This window comes from Leifsonia sp. NPDC058292 (assembly GCF_042880955.1).
In the GTDB taxonomy this organism is placed as follows: domain Bacteria; phylum Actinomycetota; class Actinomycetes; order Actinomycetales; family Microbacteriaceae; genus Leifsonia.
The window spans coordinates 62,584-79,600 of the sequence record NZ_JBHVYL010000007.1; the positions used below are offsets into that span (position 1 = coordinate 62,584).

Annotated in this window: 16 protein-coding genes; 9 read left to right on the forward strand and 7 right to left on the reverse strand. The window is 68.2% G+C overall.

The features are described from left to right. Window positions 1–13: 13 nt before the first annotated feature. The 3 genes from ACFVWR_RS06480 to sufU all read left to right on the forward strand — a co-directional run bounded on the left by ACFVWR_RS06480 (window position 14) and on the right by sufU (window position 2,588). Window positions 14–769 carry a DUF1295 domain-containing protein gene (locus tag ACFVWR_RS06480; RefSeq protein ID WP_387209234.1) on the forward strand — a complete coding sequence of 252 codons (756 nt, stop codon included), beginning with the start codon at window positions 14–16 and terminating at the stop codon, window positions 767–769. 98 nt (window positions 770–867) lie between these two features. After that, on the forward strand, window positions 868–2,145 hold the full coding sequence (locus ACFVWR_RS06485) for a SufS family cysteine desulfurase (protein WP_387209236.1): 1,278 nt from the start codon (window positions 868–870) through the stop codon (window positions 2,143–2,145). Next, entirely contained in the window at window positions 2,142–2,588 is a 447-nt protein-coding gene (sufU, locus tag ACFVWR_RS06490) for a Fe-S cluster assembly sulfur transfer protein SufU (protein ID WP_387209238.1), read from the forward strand. Before ACFVWR_RS06485 ends, sufU begins: the two co-directional genes overlap by 4 nt. Before the next feature lie 12 nt (window positions 2,589–2,600). Here sufU and ACFVWR_RS06495 read toward each other — a convergent pair whose 3' ends face one another. Beyond that, a complete protein-coding gene (locus ACFVWR_RS06495) occupies window positions 2,601–3,095 on the reverse strand; it encodes a MarR family winged helix-turn-helix transcriptional regulator (RefSeq protein WP_387209241.1) in 495 nt (164 codons plus the stop codon). Window positions 3,096–3,134: 39 nt separating this feature from the next. Here ACFVWR_RS06495 and ACFVWR_RS06500 point away from each other — a divergent pair, with 39 nt between their 5' ends. Continuing rightward, window positions 3,135–4,055 (forward strand): EamA family transporter, encoded by a 921-nt coding sequence (locus tag ACFVWR_RS06500; RefSeq protein WP_387209243.1) that lies wholly within the window; start codon window positions 3,135–3,137, stop codon window positions 4,053–4,055. On the opposite strand, the gene ACFVWR_RS06505 is transcribed toward ACFVWR_RS06500, so the two are convergent. Both ACFVWR_RS06505 and ACFVWR_RS06510 read right to left on the reverse strand, forming a co-directional pair. After that, entirely contained in the window at window positions 3,965–4,933 is a 969-nt protein-coding gene (locus tag ACFVWR_RS06505; protein ID WP_387209245.1) for a Dyp-type peroxidase, read from the reverse strand. The genes ACFVWR_RS06500 and ACFVWR_RS06505 overlap by 91 nt on opposite strands. Window positions 4,934–4,969: 36 nt before the next feature. Continuing rightward, window positions 4,970–6,193 carry an alpha/beta fold hydrolase gene (locus ACFVWR_RS06510; protein WP_387209247.1) on the reverse strand — a complete coding sequence of 408 codons (1,224 nt, stop codon included), beginning with the start codon at window positions 6,191–6,193 and terminating at the stop codon, window positions 4,970–4,972. Between the two features lie 424 nt (window positions 6,194–6,617). On the opposite strand from ACFVWR_RS06510, the gene ACFVWR_RS06515 reads away from it, so the two are divergent. Genes ACFVWR_RS06515 through ACFVWR_RS06525 form a run of 3 tightly spaced genes read left to right on the forward strand, consistent with a single transcriptional unit; the run spans window position 6,618 to window position 10,648 of the window. After that, window positions 6,618–7,919 carry a glycine betaine/L-proline ABC transporter ATP-binding protein gene (locus ACFVWR_RS06515; protein WP_387209249.1) on the forward strand — a complete coding sequence of 434 codons (1,302 nt, stop codon included), beginning with the start codon at window positions 6,618–6,620 and terminating at the stop codon, window positions 7,917–7,919. Further along, entirely contained in the window at window positions 7,919–9,688 is a 1,770-nt protein-coding gene (locus tag ACFVWR_RS06520; RefSeq protein ID WP_387209251.1) for an ABC transporter permease/substrate binding protein, read from the forward strand. The genes ACFVWR_RS06515 and ACFVWR_RS06520 overlap by 1 nt, the downstream gene beginning before the upstream one ends. Window positions 9,689–9,730: 42 nt before the next feature. Further along, window positions 9,731–10,648 (forward strand): metal-dependent hydrolase, encoded by a 918-nt coding sequence (locus ACFVWR_RS06525; RefSeq protein ID WP_387209253.1) that lies wholly within the window; start codon window positions 9,731–9,733, stop codon window positions 10,646–10,648. Window positions 10,649–10,673: 25 nt separating this feature from the next. Here ACFVWR_RS06525 and ACFVWR_RS06530 read toward each other — a convergent pair whose 3' ends face one another. Both ACFVWR_RS06530 and ACFVWR_RS06535 read right to left on the reverse strand, forming a co-directional pair. Beyond that, complete coding sequence (locus ACFVWR_RS06530) at window positions 10,674–10,925, reverse strand: hypothetical protein (protein ID WP_387209255.1); 252 nt, start codon at window positions 10,923–10,925, stop codon at window positions 10,674–10,676. A 67-nt stretch (window positions 10,926–10,992) separates the two neighbouring features. Then, window positions 10,993–12,348, reverse strand: a complete 1,356-nt coding sequence (locus ACFVWR_RS06535) for a DUF222 domain-containing protein (protein WP_387209257.1) — start codon at window positions 12,346–12,348, stop codon at window positions 10,993–10,995. 150 nt (window positions 12,349–12,498) lie between these two features. Between ACFVWR_RS06535 and ACFVWR_RS06540 the strand changes: the two genes are divergently transcribed. Next, complete coding sequence (locus tag ACFVWR_RS06540) at window positions 12,499–12,762, forward strand: hypothetical protein (RefSeq protein ID WP_387209259.1); 264 nt, start codon at window positions 12,499–12,501, stop codon at window positions 12,760–12,762. Between the two features lies 1 nt (window position 12,763). On the opposite strand, the gene ACFVWR_RS06545 is transcribed toward ACFVWR_RS06540, so the two are convergent. Both ACFVWR_RS06545 and ACFVWR_RS06550 read right to left on the reverse strand, forming a co-directional pair. Then, window positions 12,764–14,155, reverse strand: a complete 1,392-nt coding sequence (locus tag ACFVWR_RS06545; RefSeq protein WP_387209262.1) for a cryptochrome/photolyase family protein — start codon at window positions 14,153–14,155, stop codon at window positions 12,764–12,766. A 46-nt stretch (window positions 14,156–14,201) separates the two neighbouring features. Continuing rightward, window positions 14,202–14,840: an MBL fold metallo-hydrolase gene (locus tag ACFVWR_RS06550; RefSeq protein WP_387209264.1), complete on the reverse strand. Its 639-nt coding sequence runs from the start codon at window positions 14,838–14,840 to the stop codon at window positions 14,202–14,204. Between the two features lie 81 nt (window positions 14,841–14,921). Between ACFVWR_RS06550 and ACFVWR_RS06555 the strand changes: the two genes are divergently transcribed. Then, the gene (locus ACFVWR_RS06555) at window positions 14,922–17,003 is read left to right on the forward strand and encodes a heavy metal translocating P-type ATPase (protein WP_387209339.1); all 2,082 of its coding nucleotides are present in this window, start codon (window positions 14,922–14,924) and stop codon (window positions 17,001–17,003) included. The last annotated feature ends 14 nt before the right edge of the window (window positions 17,004–17,017 follow it).

Sequence of the window (17,017 nt, forward strand, 5' to 3'; positions counted from 1 at the left end):
GCAGAGTGTCAGTATGGCTGCGACCGACCTCTACCCCTGGTTCGTCTGGCTGGAGATCGGGCTCGCCGTGGTGACGTTCGTCGCTCTGTGCTTCATCGTGGCGCCCTACGGGCGGCACGGGCGCGGTGGCTGGGGGCCGACGGTTCCCGCGCGGGTCGGCTGGCTCGTGATGGAGAGCCCCGCATCCATCCTGTTCCTGGTGTTCTTCCTGCTCGGGGAGCACCGGTTCGAGGTCGTACCCCTGGTCTTCTTGGCGCTCTGGCAGCTGCACTACATTCAGCGGGCGTTCGTGTACCCGTTCCTCATGCGCGGCGGCGGCCGGATGCCCGTGTCGGTGATGGGGATGGCGATGCTGTTCAACCTGCTCAACACGTGGGTGAACGCGCGCTGGATCTCCGAGTACGGAACGTACGCGGTGAGCTGGCTGGCCGACCCCCGCTTCATCATCGGGGTGCTGGTGTTCCTCGGTGGGTTCGCGCTCAACCTGAACTCCGACCGCATCCTCCGGCGTCTGAGAGGGGACGGGAACTCCGGCTACAAGGTCCCGCACGGCGGCGGGTACCGCTATGTGTCGAGCCCGAACTATCTCGGCGAGATGATCGAATGGACAGGGTGGGCCATCGCGACCTGGTCGTTCGCCGGGCTCGCCTTCGCGCTGTACACGATCGCGAACCTCGCACCGCGGGCGATGTCGAACCATCGGTGGTACGAGGAGACGTTCGCCGACTATCCCCGCGAGCGCAAGGCGCTCATCCCGTATCTGCTCTGATCGAGCGCTCACCGGAAGCCGAGGGAATGCGGAAGCACTCGAACCGCTTGCAGATGGGGCAAGTAGAGTTGCCCTGACGAAACTCTGGTTACGAGAAAATGCTCCCCGACACACTCGACATCACCGCCATCCGCGCGGACTTCCCCATTCTGAGCCGCGAGGTGAACGGGCATCCGTTCGTGTACCTCGACTCGGGCGCGACCTCGCAGAAACCGCGACAGGTGCTCGATGCCGAGCGCGCCTTCGTCGAGAACTTCACCTCCGCCGTGCACCGGGGAGCCCACACCGTCGCCGGCGAGGCCACGGAACTCTTCGAAGACGCTCGTGCCCGCATCGCCCGGTTCGTCGGGGTGGGGGCCGACGAGATCGTCTGGACCTCGAACGCGACGGAGGGCATCAACCTCATCGCCTACGGGATGTCGAACGCCTCCCTCGGCCGCGGCGGGCAAGCCGCAGAACGGTTCCGGCTCGGCGCCGGCGACGAGATCGTCGTCACGGAGGCGGAGCATCACGCCAACCTCGTTCCGTGGCAGGAACTGGCGGCCCGTACAGGTGCCACGCTCCGCGTGATCGGCCTGGAAGACGACGGCCGGTTGCGCCTCGACGAGGCGGCGGCGATCATCGGCCCGCGCACGAAGGTCGTCGCTTTCGCTCACGTGTCGAACGTGCTCGGGACGGTGAATCCCGTCTCGTCGCTCGTCGACCTCGCCCACGCGGCCGGCGCGCTGGTCGTGCTCGACGCCTGCCAGTCGGCGCCGCATCTCGCGCTCAACCTCGGGGCGCTCGACGTCGACTTCGCCGTCTTCTCGGGGCACAAGATGCTCGGCCCGACGGGTGTCGGCGTGCTCTACGGCCGCGCGGAACTCCTGAACGCTTTGCCGCCCTTCCTCACCGGTGGTTCCATGATCACCACGGTGACGCTGACCGAGACCGAGTATCTGCCCGCGCCCGCGCGTTTCGAGGCGGGAACGCAGCGGGTGTCGCAGGCGATCGGGCTCGCCGCCGCCGTGGACTATCTCGACGCCGTCGGGCTCGGCGCCATCGAGGCGCACGAGGAGGCGCTGGGCGGGCGGCTTCTCGACGGGCTCGGCGCCATCCCGGGAGTGCGGGTTCTCGGCCCGACTCACGGCGCGGAACGTGTCGGGCTCGCCAGCTTCGTCGTCGACGGCATCCATTCGCACGACGTCGGGCAGTTCCTCGACGATCGCGGCATCGCGGTGCGGGTGGGCCACCATTGCGCACAGCCCGTGCATCGACGCTTCGGCGTGACGGCGACGACGCGCATCAGCACCTACCTCTACAACACAGCGGACGAGGTGGATGCCGCCGTACAGGCCGTCGCCGACTCCCGCGCCTTCTTCGGAGTCGACCGATGAGTTCCAGTGATCTCCAGAACCTCTACCAGCAGGTCATCGTCGACCATGCCAAGCAGAAGCACGGCTACGGTCTGCGCGACGACGACGCCGCGGCGTCTTCCCACCAGCTCAACCCGACCTGCGGCGACGAGGTCACGCTGAACCTGCATCCGTCGGCGTCGGGCGGCGTGGCGTCGATCAGCTGGGAGGGCCACGGTTGTTCCATTTCGACCGCATCCGCGTCTCTGCTGAGCGACATCGTGAGCGACGACTCGCGCGACGAGATCACCGCGAAGATCGCCGCGTTCCGCGAGTTGATGCAGTCGAAAGGCACGCTCGACGGCGATGAGGAGCTGCTGGGCGATGCGGTCGCCCTCGCCGGGGTGTCGAAGTACGTGACCCGGATCAAGTGCGCGATGTTGCCCTGGGTGGCACTCGAAGACGCCCTCACGCACACACGCTGACGCGCACGCGCGTCATTCGAACTCGGCCAGCCACCGGGTGAGGATGCCCTCCAGCCGGCGGGCGTCGGCGGGATCGAGCGCGTCGAGGAGGCGGCGTTCGTTCCGCATGTGCGCGGCGAAGGCCTCGTCGATGGTCTCGCGACCGCGGTCGGTCAGGGCGACGACACGGCTGCGGCCGTCGTCGGAGTCGACCCGGCGCGTCACCAGCCCGGCCTTCTGCAGTCGGTCGATGCGCTTCGTCATGCCACCGGTGGTGATCATCGTGTGCTGCGCGAGGTCACCGGCGCTGCGCTCGAAGGGCTCACCCGCGCGGCGGAGCGTCGCGAGTACGTCGAAGTCTCCCTCGCCGAGGCCGTGCTCCGCATAGACGGACTGGAGTTCGGCGGTGAGGTGCTCCGCGACGCGATGGAGCCGGCCGATGACCCCCTGCGGGCCCACGTCGAGGTCGGGGCGTTCGCGGCTCCACTCGGCCTGGATGCGGGCGATCCTGTCGGGTTCCGGACTCATGAGCACAGTCTACCTTCCGAGGAAGATAAGATCGCTTCCATGGAAGCTAAATGGATGTGGATGCTCATCACGGCGATCGCGCCGATCGCCTGGGGTTCGACGTATGTCGTGACGCACGCGCTCCTGCCGCCCGGGGAGCCGCTGTGGGGCGGTGTCATCCGGGCGCTTCCCGCTGGACTCCTCCTGCTGCTCGTGCGGCGTCGCCGCCCGCGCGGCGCCTGGTGGTGGCGCTCAGCGGTGCTCGGTGTCCTCAACATGGGAGGCTTCTTCGCGCTCGTCTACGCTGCGGCGCAGCTCTTGCCGTCGAGCATCGCGGCCACGCTGATGGCCACCTCGCCGCTCGCGATGATGGGGTTCGCTTGGCTCCTTCTCTCCGAGCGCCCTCGCGCGACCGCCGTCGTCGGTGCTCTGGTCGGGGTGGGTGGCGTCTGCGTGATGCTGCTCGGGGGAGCGGCGGGCGTGCATCCGCTCGGCATCGTCGCCTCGGTCGCCGCCATGCTGCTCTCGTCGGTCGGATACGTGCTCGCCACACGGTGGAGCGGCGGCGTCGACGTCTTCTCGTCGACCTCGTGGCAACTCCTCGCGGGCGGGTTGATCCTGCTGCCGTTCGCGTTCCTGTTCGAAGGGCCGCCGCACGCACTCGATGCCGGCGCCATCGCGGGCTTCGCCTACGTGAGCGTCATCGCCACGGCGGTGGCGTTCGTGGCATGGTTCACCGGGCTCCGCCACCTCCGCGCAGGCACGGTCGGGCTCCTCGGGCTGCTGAATCCCGTCGCGGGCGTGCTTCTCGGCACGATCGTCGCGGCCGAGACGCTCACCGCACGGCAGTGGATCGGGTTGGCGATCGTACTCGGCGGGATCGCCATCGGTCAGGTCGCCAAGGCGTCGAGCATGCCGCGTGTCGGGGCGAAGAAGGTCGTGCCCGTTGCGGCCGTGGAGAAATCGAGGATGCGGTCGTAGCTGCCGACCGGATCGCCGACGAACATCCTCTGCAGCATCTTCTCGATCACCCAGAGCCGGCCGGAGTATCCGATGAAGTAGGTGCCGAACTCGCCGTGACCCGGGCGGCCGAACGGCATGTTGTCTCGCAGGATGTCGTGCTCGACGCCGTTCTCGTCGGTGATGGTCGCGAGGGTCTTGTGCGATTTCTGGCCGTGTTCGGCATCGTCGAGCTCGAGGTTCTCGAGTTTCGTGCGGCCGATGACGCCCTCCTGCGACGGCACCGGCAGTGACCCCCACTTGTTCAGATCGTGGAGGTACTTCTGCACGACCACGTAGCTGCCGCCCGCGTATTCCGGGTCTTCCGCGCCCACCTGCGACGACCCCATCATGTCGCCACCGGTCGGGTTGGCGGTTCCGTCCACGAAGCCGAGCAGGTCGCGCGAGTCGAAGTAGCGGAATCCCGTCACCTCGTCTTCGACGGCAACCGCGTCGCCCAGCGAATCGAGCAGCAGGCGTTCGAACTCGAAGCAGAAGTCGCTGCGTTCCGCGCGGATGTGGAACAGCAGATCGCCCGGCGTCGACACGGCGGTGTGAACGCCACCGGTGATCGCGGGAAACGGATGCAGTTCGGCGGGGAGCTTGCGGCCGGTCACGCGGGTCCACGCCGCCGCACCGATCGCGACGTTGCACGAGAGATGCGCGTTGAGGTCACGGAAGCCGACCGTCTTGACGAGCCCAGACAGGTCGGAGAGCACGTCTCGCACGTTCGCGTGGGCGTCGTCGGAGTCGGCGATGGTCACCACCAGGAAGACGGCCGAGCGCGACAGGGGCGCATCCACGCTCTGCGGTTCGATCGGTACTCGCTGCCAGCCGTGGTCACCCGGATCGTTCGTCATGAGGAAAGTCTGCCGTACCGACGACGTGTCGGCCGTCTAGTGTTCTGACGCGTCTGCGCCGACCGTCGGCAACCAGTCGAACAGAGCGTCAAGCGCGCGCACTGCGACGAGTCCGTGCCCGGTGTCGGGGATGCGTTCGAAGGTGACATCGACACCCAGCGACCGCTCGTGGGCGACGAAGGCGGCCGTGTCGGCCGGCCGCACCAGCGAATCCGTCTCGCCCTGGGCCACGAAGAGCGGAACGGGAACGGCGACCGCCCCCGGCGTGTTCTGGGCGAGCAGCGACTTCCACGGCTCCGTCGTCTCCGGGTCGCGGCTGAGGAAGTCGCCGATGAGCGGCTGTCCGATCGCGTGCAGCTGTTTGTTCTGCGCGATCAGGCAGAGTTCCGCCATCGACGGCAGCGCAGCCACGGCGGCCGGGGTGAGGATGCTGTCGAGCTCCGCGCCGGGCGTCGACGGGCCGTACACCTCGGCGAAGGCGGTGAACGCATACGAGGAGATCGTCACTCCGGAGACATCGCCGATGTCGGCCTGCAGGAGTGCGCCGAGATCGACGGCCGGCGCGGCCACGGCCACGGCCCGAAGGTCGAGTTCCGGGGCATAAGCGCGTGCGAGTTGTGCGGCGAACAGCGCTGCCTGGCCCCCTTGGGAGTGGCCCCAGAGCACGAGCCGGTCGCTCGCGTCCCGTCCGAGGAGCTGGCGCGCGGCCCGGGCCGCGTCGAGCACGTTCCGCCCTTCCGTGCCGCCCACGAGATAGGAGTTGGGCCCTGCCGTCCCCATCCCGGTGTAGTCGGTGTATGTGACGACGTAGCCGTGCTTCAGCAGGTCTGTGAGGCCTTTGACCAGATCGAACGGATCGATGCCCGACGACGGAGCGCAGCGCTGGGCGGAACCGGTGGTCGGGTGGCCCCACGAGACGACGGTGCGCCCTCCCTCCGGCGCCGGTGACGTCGGCGCGATGACCAGCCCGGAGTTGACGACAGGATGGCCGAACGTGTCTGTGGAGTGGAAGAGCACCCGCCAGGCGGTCGAGCCGTCCGGTGCGCCGAGTACGCGCTGCGATCGGATGAGCTCGCCCTGGCCGCCCGGCGGCAGCGGACGGGGTTGTTTGTAGAACGCCGGCACCGTCCACTGCTCGGCGACATCGTCTTCGCCGCGCACGATCTGGGTGGGGGAGCAGCCGCTGAGCATGAGCGCGACCGCTGCGATGAGCGCCGCGACGAGTGCCATGCGAAGTCGCCAAGGCGGTGCGGTCGTCACGGAACGAGCGTAGCCGACGCCCATTCAGGTAACAGGAAGGTATCGATGGCGACCCCCGAGCGATGCCTGTCACGGCAAGGAAGCAAGGACATGCCGCCGGCGGAATACAGGCCGCCCGGCCTGATCTCGATTGGCTTTGAAGTCTCACAGGTTATAGCGTCGATAGGTCACGCTCCGCCGTCACCGGCCCAGGAGCGTGGCCGCAAACCCAGCCCGCGAGCCGGGCGCGCGGTGGTCGAGAGGCCGCCCGGAAGCGCGCCGGGCACGTACGGTCGGGCGGTGTGGGCGCGCACCCCGAGGTCGCGCCGGCAGCCGGCGATTCGTGAGTCATCCACTCGCTTGAGACGCCAGTGTTGCTCACCCCGCAGACCCGGGCGCAACCAACGAGCGCGCGATCGGAAGACCTGCGCGCCACGGAGAACAAGTGAGCGAGTCTGTCGCCGTCGAGGCACGGAACCTTTTCAAAGTATTCGGTCGTAAACCCGGCGACGCCGTACGCCGGTTGGCAGGCGGGGAGACCCGCGACGAAGTGGCTGCGCTGGGAACGGCCGCCGTCATCGACGCCAGCTTCACGGTGAACAAGGGCGAGATCTTCGTCGTCATGGGCCTGTCCGGTTCGGGCAAGTCCACGCTGATCCGGCTGCTCAACGGTCTGCTCGAACCGACCAGCGGGCACGTGGATGTCATGGGCACCACCATCACGGGCGTGCCGGCCAAACGCCTTCGTCAGGTGCGCCGCGAGCACATCTCGATGGTGTTCCAGCACTTCGCGCTGCTGCCGCACCGCACCGTGCTCGACAACATCGCCTACGGCCTCGAGGTGCAGGGCATGCCGCTCGCTGAGCGCCAGGAGAAGGCGCAGCACGTGCTCGAACTCGTCGGGCTCGCCGGCTGGGGCGACAAGCTCCCGAGCGAGCTCTCCGGAGGCATGCAGCAGCGCGTCGGCCTCGGTCGCGCTCTGGCCGCGGACACGGATGTGCTGCTCATGGACGAGGCGTTCTCGGCCCTCGACCCGCTCATCCGCCGTGAGATGCAGGAACAGCTGCTCGAACTCCAGAGCCAGCTCGGCAAGACCATCATCTTCATCACGCACGATCTCAACGAGGCCATGTTCCTCGGCGACAGGATCGCGGTCATGCGCGACGGCCGCGTCGTGCAGATCGGCACGCCGGAGGACATCCTCATGGACCCGGCGAACGACTACGTCGCGAGCTTCGTGCAAGACGTCGACCGCGCCCGCGTGCTGACCGCTGCGAGCGTCATGGAGCCCGTTCGCGCGCTCGTCACCGTCGCCGCCGGCCCGCGTGCCGCCGTGCGCACCATGCGCGACCTGCAGACCTCCGCCGCGTTCGTCGTCGGTCACGGCCGCCGGCTGCTCGGGGCCGTGCATGATCGCGACGTGATGCGGCAGGTGCGCGAAGGGCAGACCGATCTGAGTTCCGTCATTCGGAACGACGTCGCCTCCGTCTCGCGCGACGAGGTGCTCAGCGAGCTCGTCGGCCTCTCCGTCGAGAGCGAGTTGCCCCTCGCCGTCGTCGACGACAAAGGGCGGCTGCTCGGCGTGATCCCACGAGTGACACTTCTCGCCGCCCTCGGAAACGTCTCGAGCGACACCACGGAGATCCCGATCGTCGTGCAACCGCCGACGACGATCTCCGTCGAAGTCATGAACCAGACCCTGCGCGAGACCGCTCAGGGCTCCACCGACCTCGAGGAGGTGCGCTGATGGATATCCGACTCCCTCTCGGCGACTGGGCCACCAGCGCCGTCGACTTCGTCACCCAGTTCTTCAGCCCCGTGTTCGACGTCATCCGCACGATCTTCACCGGACTGTTCGACGGCATGGATTGGGTGCTCCAGGCGCCGCCGTTCTGGGTGATCATTCTCGTGTTCGGCGCGCTCGGTCTCTGGCTGCGCGGGCCCGTCTTCGGTATCGGAAGCGTCGTCGGACTGCTCGTGATCGCCGGTGTCGATCAGTGGGCGAACGCGATGGACACCCTCGCTCTCGTGATCGTCTCAGCCCTGATCGCCGTCGCTCTCAGCGTGCCGCTCGGCATCCTGGCCGCCAGGAACAAGACCGCTTCGGCGATCATCCGGCCGGTGCTCGACTTCATGCAGACCATGCCCGCGTTCGTGTACCTCATTCCCGCGCTGATCCTGTTCCGCGTCGGTGTCGTGCCCGGGATCGTCGCGACCATCATCTTCGCCATGGCTCCCGGCGTGCGGCTCACCGAACTGGGCATCCGCGGTGTCGACAGTGAGATCGTCGAGGCCGGCAAGGCGTTCGGCTCCTCGCCGCGCCGCATCCTGCGTCAGATCCAGCTGCCGCTCGCCATGCCGTCGATCCTCGCCGGCGTGAACCAGGTCATCATGCTCTCGCTCTCGATGGTGGTCATCGCCGGAATGGTCGGCGCCGGCGGTCTCGGTCGTGACATCGTTCAGGCGCTCAGCCGGGTGGATGTCGGGCTCGGGTTCGAAGCCGGGCTCTCCGTCGTGATCATCGCGATCATCCTCGACCGTCTCACCGCCGCGCTCGGCACCGTGCGCAAGCGCTCCCTCGCGCCCGCCGGAGCGCGCTCGCGCGTGCGGGTGCCGCGCAAGGTCGTCGTCGCGATCGGAGCCGTCGTCGTGCTCGCTGTTGCCGGCACCGGGATCTCCGCCGCCGTTCAGCAGTCCGGCGGTAAAGGCGAGATCAAGGTCGCCGTGTTCAACGGTTGGCCAGAAGGCGAGGCCGTGTCCTACCTCTGGAAGCACATTCTCGAAGAGAAGGGCTACACGGTGAAGTTCGAGTACGCCGACGCCGGCCCCGCGTTCGCCGGGCTCAGCACCGGAGACTACGACGTCGCGCTCGACGGCTGGTTGCCGACGACGCACGCGACGTACCTGAAGAAGTACAGCGACTCGCTGGAAGACCTCGGCGCCTGGAACGACGAGGCCAAGCTCACCATCGCCGTCAACAAGGATGCCCCCATCGACTCGCTGGACGAGCTCGCCGCTCATGCCTCCGACTTCGGTGACCGTCTCGTCGGCATCGAACCGGGCGCAGGGCTCACCGAGGCGACGCAGAACAAGGTCATCCCGCAGTACGGCCTCGACAAGCTGCAGTTCATCACGTCGTCGACTCCCGCCATGCTCGCCGAGCTGACCAGTGCGATGAAGTCCAAGCAGAACATCGCGGTCACGCTCTGGCGCCCGCACTGGGCGTACGACCAGTTCGACCTCAAAGACCTCAAAGATCCCAAGAACACGCTCGGCACGGCGGAATCGCTGCACGTGATCGGGAGCAAGGACTTCGCGTCGAAGTTCCCCGAGGCTGCGGGGTGGTTCAAGGACTTCCGGATGGACTCGGATCTGCTGTACTCCCTCGAGAACGACATGTTCAACGGCGCGAAGTCCAGTGACTACGACAAGATCGTGACGAAATGGATGTCGGACCACGAGGATTACGTGGGCTCGCTCACCGCCGGCGCCAAGGCGTCCGCAGGGTCACGGTGACCCTGTCGGCGGTGGTGTGCGGGCATCTCCTACGCTGAGAGGATGAGTCTTCCCGTCATCACCGCCGACACCCAGGTCGCTTACCCGGACGGCGACGTCGTCTCGACCGGAACGGTCGTGCGCGTCGAGCCCGTCTCCGGAGGTCGGGTCGCGATCGTTCTCGACCGCACCGCTTTCCACCCCGTCGATCCGGTCTGGCCCGACCAGCCGGCCGATCGGGGCACGCTGGTCGTCGGTGGGGTCGCGTATCCCGTGGTCGACGCCGTGGTGGGTGCGACAGAACTCGCCGCCGACGACTCGACCCTGTTCGTCGGGTACGCCCCCGTGCGCACTGGCACCGAGAACTGGGTTTTCGTGGTCTGCCATCTGGTGGACGACCCGACCGGCGCACTCGCCGCCGAGATCCTTCCCGGAGCTCCTGTCGAGGTGTCGGTGGACGCCGACCTCCGGCACGCCCTCTCCGCCGGGCACACGGCCTGCCACCTCGCCTCGCTCGCGCTCAACGCCTCGCTCGCCGACCTCTGGACGAAGGAGGTGCAGACCGACGGGCGCGGTGAGCCGGACTTCGACCGGCTGGCCATCGTCGAGTCGCGCATCCTGCCCGGCGGGTCGCTCGACACCTATCGGGCAGGCAAGAGCCTGCGCAAGAAGGGGTTCGCCGCGGCAGAGCTCGGCGATCGCCTCGGCGCCGTAGAAGCGGCCGCGAACGCCTTGCTCGCGGAGTGGGTGGACTCCGGCGCCTCCGTCTCGATCGTTCGAAACGGAGCCGGGCTCGGCGAACGACGCACCTGGCGGTGCGAACTGGCGCAGGGCGCCGTCGAGATCCCGTGCGGTGGAACGCACCTGACCTCACTGGGGGAGTTGGCCTCCGTGGTCGTGTCCCTGGAACAGACCGAGGTGCCTGGTGCTGTAGAACTCCGGATGCGAACCGCCGCAACGCTCGCCGCGCCCGTCGACTGAGGGCTAGCCGACTGAGCGCTGGCCGTCAGCGCGCCCCGTCGTGCTCGACCTGCTCGTCGTGCTCGGCCTGCTCGTCGTGCTCGGCCTGCTCGACGCGCTCGGCGGATGGTGCGCCGGTGTCTGTGTCGGCCGTCGCCGCGGTGTCGGGGAGCCGCTCCTCCAAGGAGGTGTTGCGGTCGGCTACGGTGTCGAGTCGTTCCTCGTCCGTGCGTCCTAGTTCGTCGAGGGTCGTCGCGGGGGTGCCGGGCTCGTTCGACGGGTTCTTCTCCGTGTTCATGCCGGGCACTGTACGCTCACCTCGGCTCGCAGTTCCACGCTGCCTCGACGCGACGAGAACTCGCGGGTCATGCTGCGGTGTCGTGGAGTCGGATGCGTCCGCCGCGGCGGGGTCGTCGGTGGTGGTCGATGTGGCTGGGTGGGATGAACCACGGCACATGGTCACGGACCTGGATGTCCCACCCGTCGTCGTGGACCCGGTGGTGGTGGTTGGAGCAGAGCAGGATCCCGTTGTTGAGGTCGGTGGTTCCGTGGTGTTTGTCCCACCATCTGATGTGGTGCGCTTCGGTGTATGAGGGTGGGTGGGGGCAGCCGGCCCACGCACACCCACCGTCCCGTTCCGCCAACGCGAGCTTCTGCTTGCTGGTGAACAAGCGGCGGCTGCGACCAAGGTCGAGGACTTCACCATCCCCGCCGAGAACCATGGGGATGAGGTTCGCGTCGGCGGCTAACCGTCGGGCGGTGGTGGCGGAGATCGGGGTGGAGACACCGTCGATCTCCCCAACCCCGGTCCCAGTCTGCAGAGCGTCGAGCCCGATGCGGATCACCATGGTCACCGGTGGTGTGCTCCCGGTGCCGGGGTGGGTGGCGTACTGCCGGAACACATCCACCGCCGCATCAGACCGCAACTGCGGCAGGGTGCGGTGTTCCTCCTCGGCCCGGTCCGCCGTGAAGTCGGGACCGTTCGTGTCCCGGAACCGCACCGCCCGGAGTTCGTGTCCGACCAACGTGTCGATGGCAGCCACCACGTGGCCGGCGGCTTCCGGGTGCAGATACCAGTCGATGTGCGTCATCCCGTCGCTGGCGGTGGTGATCGTCAACGACCGCCGTGACCGCTGCACCTCTTCGCGAGGGAGCACTCCGTCTTGGTCGAGCCGGTCCCGCACCTGCCCGGCCAACACCCGTAGTTCAGCCACGGTCAGGTCCGGTGCGTGCTGCACCAGTACTCGTTCTCCGAACTGCAACGACGCGACCGTGCAGGCAGGCGCCGCCTTCCCGAGTTCGCGGACGATCACCGCCGCCTGATCCACACTCACCCATCCCGCCTCCAACGCATCAGGATCGAGTGCGGAAGCGAGCACCGGAAACCCGGCCGGCAGCGCCTCCCCGGTCAACCCCACCCGTGGGGTGACCGCCTCCGCAACCAAGCACATCTGCCGCGCGCTCGGGACGGCGACCTGCCACCGTTCGGCAACCAGGGTGACCGCATGGCGATGCCCACCCCGCAGCACCAGGCCCTCCTCGTCCAACTGGTTCCACGGCCGCAGCACCTGCCCGACAGCACCGAGTTTCACCGCATCCAGCCGCGCCTGCAGCACCCCGAGCTCACCCACGAACTCCAACAGTGCTCGCGGCGACAACGACGCCGCATACGGCAACGCGGCAAACGCATCCCGCCAAACGGACTCTCGTGCTGTGGTCATGACTCAACCCAACCACCACCCACCGACATCCGAATATGCCATTTGACCAGGGATTTAACCTGTGGATAACCCCGCAACCACCCCCACCTGTGGAGGAGACCGAACGCACACGCACTCCAGCCGTCGCCCGCCCGGACTACACTTCCGGCCATGAGCCGAATCGAGACCGGAATCGTGTCGTACACACTGTCCAGCGATTACTACGCGCGCGTGGGCGCGGATTTCGACACCGAGGCGGTGGATGACGCGATCCTCGCTCAGCTGAACAGGCTCGTGCCGGTGGGCGTGACCGTCGAGCGGAGCGGGCGAGTGCTCGCCGACGAAGACCGAGCGGACATCGCACGGGCGATCGACTGGACGAGCCTGCTCAAGAAGATCGACGTCGACCAGATCCTCGCCGAACACGGCCGCTGAGCTAGCCGCGCCCTCGGCGAACCACGTCGTACGCCGCCAGCGCCGCCCGGCGCGTCTCGCCGAGGTCGACGATCGGCTCCGGATAGCTGTCGGTGCCCCACTCCGGCACCCATCGCCGCACGTAGTCGCCGTGCGGGTCGAACTTCTCCCGCTGCAACTCCGGGTTGAAGACCCGGAAGTAGGGGGCCGCATCCGCGCCGCTTCCGGCCACCCACTGCCAGTTGAACGGGTTGCTCGCCGGATCCGAGTCGACGAGGGTGTCCCAGAACCACTGCTCGCCGTGTCGCCAGTCGATGAGCAGGTTCTTCGTGAGAAACGACGCGACGACCATGCGCACGCGATTGTGCATGGTGCCGGTGTGCCAGAGTTCGCGCATGCCGGCATCCACCAAGGGGATGCCGGTGCGCCCCTCTTGCCACGCTCGTAAGGCGGCCGGGTGCAGTCTCGGCCACGGAAAGCCGTCGTATTCGGGGTGGATGTTCTGAGTCGCCATCTGCGGGTGCTGGAACAGCGTGTGGTACGCGAACTCGCGCCAGCCCAGCTCCGACAGGAACGTCGTCGCACCCTCGGCGATGGCGGAGGCCCTGGACCCGGCGCCGCGGGCGGCGGAGGTGGCATGCCAGACCTGATGCGGGCTGATCTCGCCCCAGCGCAGGTGGGGAGAGAGCCGCGAGGTGGCGGCGATGCCGGGCGTGTCCCGATTCTGCTTGTAGTCCGCGACCTCGTCGGAGAGAAAAGCGTCGAGGGATGCTCGGGCGCTCTGCTCACCGGGCGTCCAGCTTTCGCGCAGCCCGCCTGCCCAGTCCGGATGCGTGGGGAGCAGTCCCAGTTCATCGACGCTGAGCCCGCTCAGACGCGGCCCGGCGGCCAGTTCGTTCGGTGCGTCCAGCGGTTTCCGTGGGGCGGGGGAGCTGAGGCACGCGCGCCAGAACGGCGTGTAGACCGAGAACGGGGTGTCGGAGCCGGTGCGTATGGTCCACGGCTCGAACAGGAGCGCGGCGCCGAAACTCGTCGCTTCGACCCCGCGTGCGCGTGCGGCGGACTTGATCGTCTCGTCGACGGTGCGTTCGGCCAGGCCGTATCGCCGATTCCAGAACAGGAGGGCCGCATCCGTCTCTCCGAGGAGGTCGGCGATCACCTGTTCGGCAGCGCCTCGACGGATCAGCAGACGTGCGCCGAGCCGCTCGAGCTCTTCGCCGAGCGCGATGAGGCTGTGGTGCAGCCACCACCGCGCGGCGCCACCGGGCGGCCGGATGCCGGGCGACTCCTCGTCCCAGACGTAGACGCACACGACGGGACGCCCGGAACCCGCCGCTGCGGAGAGGGCGGGGTTGTCGGTCACCCGCAGGTCGTCCCGAAACCAGACGATCGCGGGAGAGGAGTCGGTTGCCACGAGCCTAGTAGTCGGTAGTCAGTGATCGGCGATCGGCATCCGGCCGTCAGAGGTCGAGCGTGTCGCCGGGCTCGAGGGCGAAGAACTCGCCTCCGCCCTGCTCGGTGGCCCACTTGATACGCGCGTTCGACATGTCTTTGCCGGCGCGGGCGAGCACCATCTCGTGGGTCGTGAAGCTGCGCTTGGGCCTCACGGCGAGCGTGTAGTCGATCGACTCGGCGATCTTCAGCCACGGAGCGCCGGCGGGCACGGCGAGAACGTCGACGTCGACGCCTTCGGGGATCGTGAACGAGTCGCCCGCGTAGTAGAGGGTGTCGTTGATCAGCACGCCGACGTTGTCGACGACCGGGATGCTCGAGTGGATGACGGCGTGCTTTTCGCCGAAGAAGCGCAGCGTGAACGGCCCGGCCTCGACGGTGTCGCCGGCGCGCACGACGGTGATGTCGAAGTCTTTCGCGGCGTCGGCGACACCCTGCGGGGCGTAGATCGGCACGCCGGGATTGAGGTCGAGAACGCGCTTGAGCTGCTCGGGCGTCCAGTGATCGGCGTGCTCGTGGGTGATCACGACGGCGGCGGTGTTTCCCGTGTCGGTGAGAGGCGACGTGAACGAGCCGGGGTCGAGGAAGAGCTTCTTTCCGGAGTCTTCGAGGAGGAGGGCGGCGTGTTCGAACTTCGTCAGTCTCATGGCTCCAGGAAACCCCCATTCGGCGGCAACCGCAAATCTCTTGAGGAATATACCCCCAGGGGGTACTGTTGACGCGTGGATATGGAGCACACGACGCACACCGAGCACACCGCCGCGCACGCCGGGCGCACGCACGAGCACACCGACGAGCACGCCGGCCATGCCGCGAGCCACGGCCACGGCGACCACGCGGGCCATGACCCCGCGATCTTCCGGCGCAAGTTCTGGCTGACGTTCGTGCTCACGATCCCGACCCTGGTCTTCTCGCCCGGGTTGCAGGAGATCCTGAGTCTCGATGGTCCCAGCTTTCCGGGGAGCAGGTTCATTCCGGCGGTCTTCGGTGTCGCGATCTTCTTCTACGGCGGCCTGGTGTTCCTTCGCGGTGCGGTGAGCGAGCTGCGCAGCCGCCGGCCGGGGATGATGACCCTGATCTCGCTGGCGATCGTCGTGGCGTTCGGGTACAGCCTGGCCGTGACGCTCGGCCTGCCGGGGATGGATTTCTGGTGGGAGCTGGCGACGCTCATCCTGATCATGCTGCTCGGTCACTGGATCGAGATGTCGGCGGTCATGGGCGCCCAGGATGCTCTGGGCCAGCTGGCGAAGCTGCTGCCCGACGAGGCGGAGCGTCTGGAGGGCGGGAGAGGCGATGGGAGGCCGGAGACCGTCGCGGTCTCGGCGCTGGTCGTCGGCGACCTGGTGCGCGTGCGGCCGGGAGCGAGCGTGCCGGTGGACGGCGAGATCGTCGACGGCCGCTCGGAGGTCGACGAGTCGCTGCTGACGGGGGAGTCGAAGCCGGTGGGCCGCGGCGTCGGTGACCAGGTCGTGGCGGGGAGCATCTCCGGCAGCGGTTCCCTGGTGGTGCGGGTGACGAGACTGGGCGGAGACACCGCGCTCGCCGGCATCATGCGGCTGGTCTCCGACGCTCAGGCCAGCAGGTCGGGCACGCAGATTCTCGCCGATCGTGCCGCGGCCTGGCTGTTCTACGTGGCGTTGGCTGCGGCGTCGCTCACCTTCGTGGTGTGGGCGGTGCTCCGCCCGGGCGACCCCGGTTTCGTGCTGGAGCGCGTCGTCACGGTTCTCGTGATCGCCTGCCCGCACGCCCTCGGTCTCGCGATCCCGCTGGTCGCCCAGATCTCCACGGCCCTGGGAGCGCGCAACGGCCTTCTGATCCGGGACAGGCACGCCATGGAAGACGCGCGACTCATCGACGTGGTGCTGTTCGACAAGACGGGAACACTCACCGAGGGGCGGCAGGGTGTGGTCGAGGTGGTGCCGGCGGCCGGTACGACCGAGGATGCCGTGCTCGCCCTCGCGGCTGCCGTCGAGGCCCAGGCCGAGCATCCCATCGGGCGCGCCATCGTGGCGGCGGCGGACGAACGGGCGCTCCCGCTCGCACGGATCGAGGGCTTCGAAGCGCTGGGCGGCCGGGGGGCGACGGCTCTGGTCGACGGCACGCCGGTGACCGTCGGTGCACCCCGGCTGCTGTCGGAGCGGAGTCTCCCGGCGAGCGACCACCTTGCGGAGGCGGCGAAGCGGGCCGCGACGCTGGCCCAGACCGTCGTGTACGTGCTCCGCGGCGACGAGGTGCTGGGGCTCATCGCGCTCGCCGACGTGGTGCGACCGGAGTCGGCGGAAGCGGTGCGCATCCTGCGCGCTGCCGGGGTTCGGGTGGCCATGCTGACCGGCGACTCCAGCGAGGTGGGCGAAGCGGTCGCCCGGCAGCTCGGGATCGACGAGGTGTTCGCCGAAGTGCTTCCCGGTGACAAATCGAGCACGGTGGCTCGGCTGCAGAAAGACGGGTCGAGGGTCGCGATGGTCGGCGACGGGGTGAACGACGCGCCCGCGCTCGCCCAGGCCGACGTCGGCATCGCGATCGGAGCCGGAACGGATGTCGCGATCGAGTCCGCAGGCATCGTGCTCGCCTCGAGCGACCCGCGAGGCGTCGCCAAGGTGATCCGGCTCTCCCGAGCGACCTATCGCAAGATGGTGCAGAACCTCGCCTGGGCGACCGGATACAACGTGATCGCCCTGCCGCTGGCTGCGGGTGTCGCCAGCGGCATCGGGGTCGTCGTGTCGCCGGCCTTCGGCGCGGTGCTGATGTCGGTGTCCACCATCGTCGTGGCGCTGAACGCGCAGCTGCTGCGCCGGGTGAAACTCGACTGATCGCCGGTCCGTCA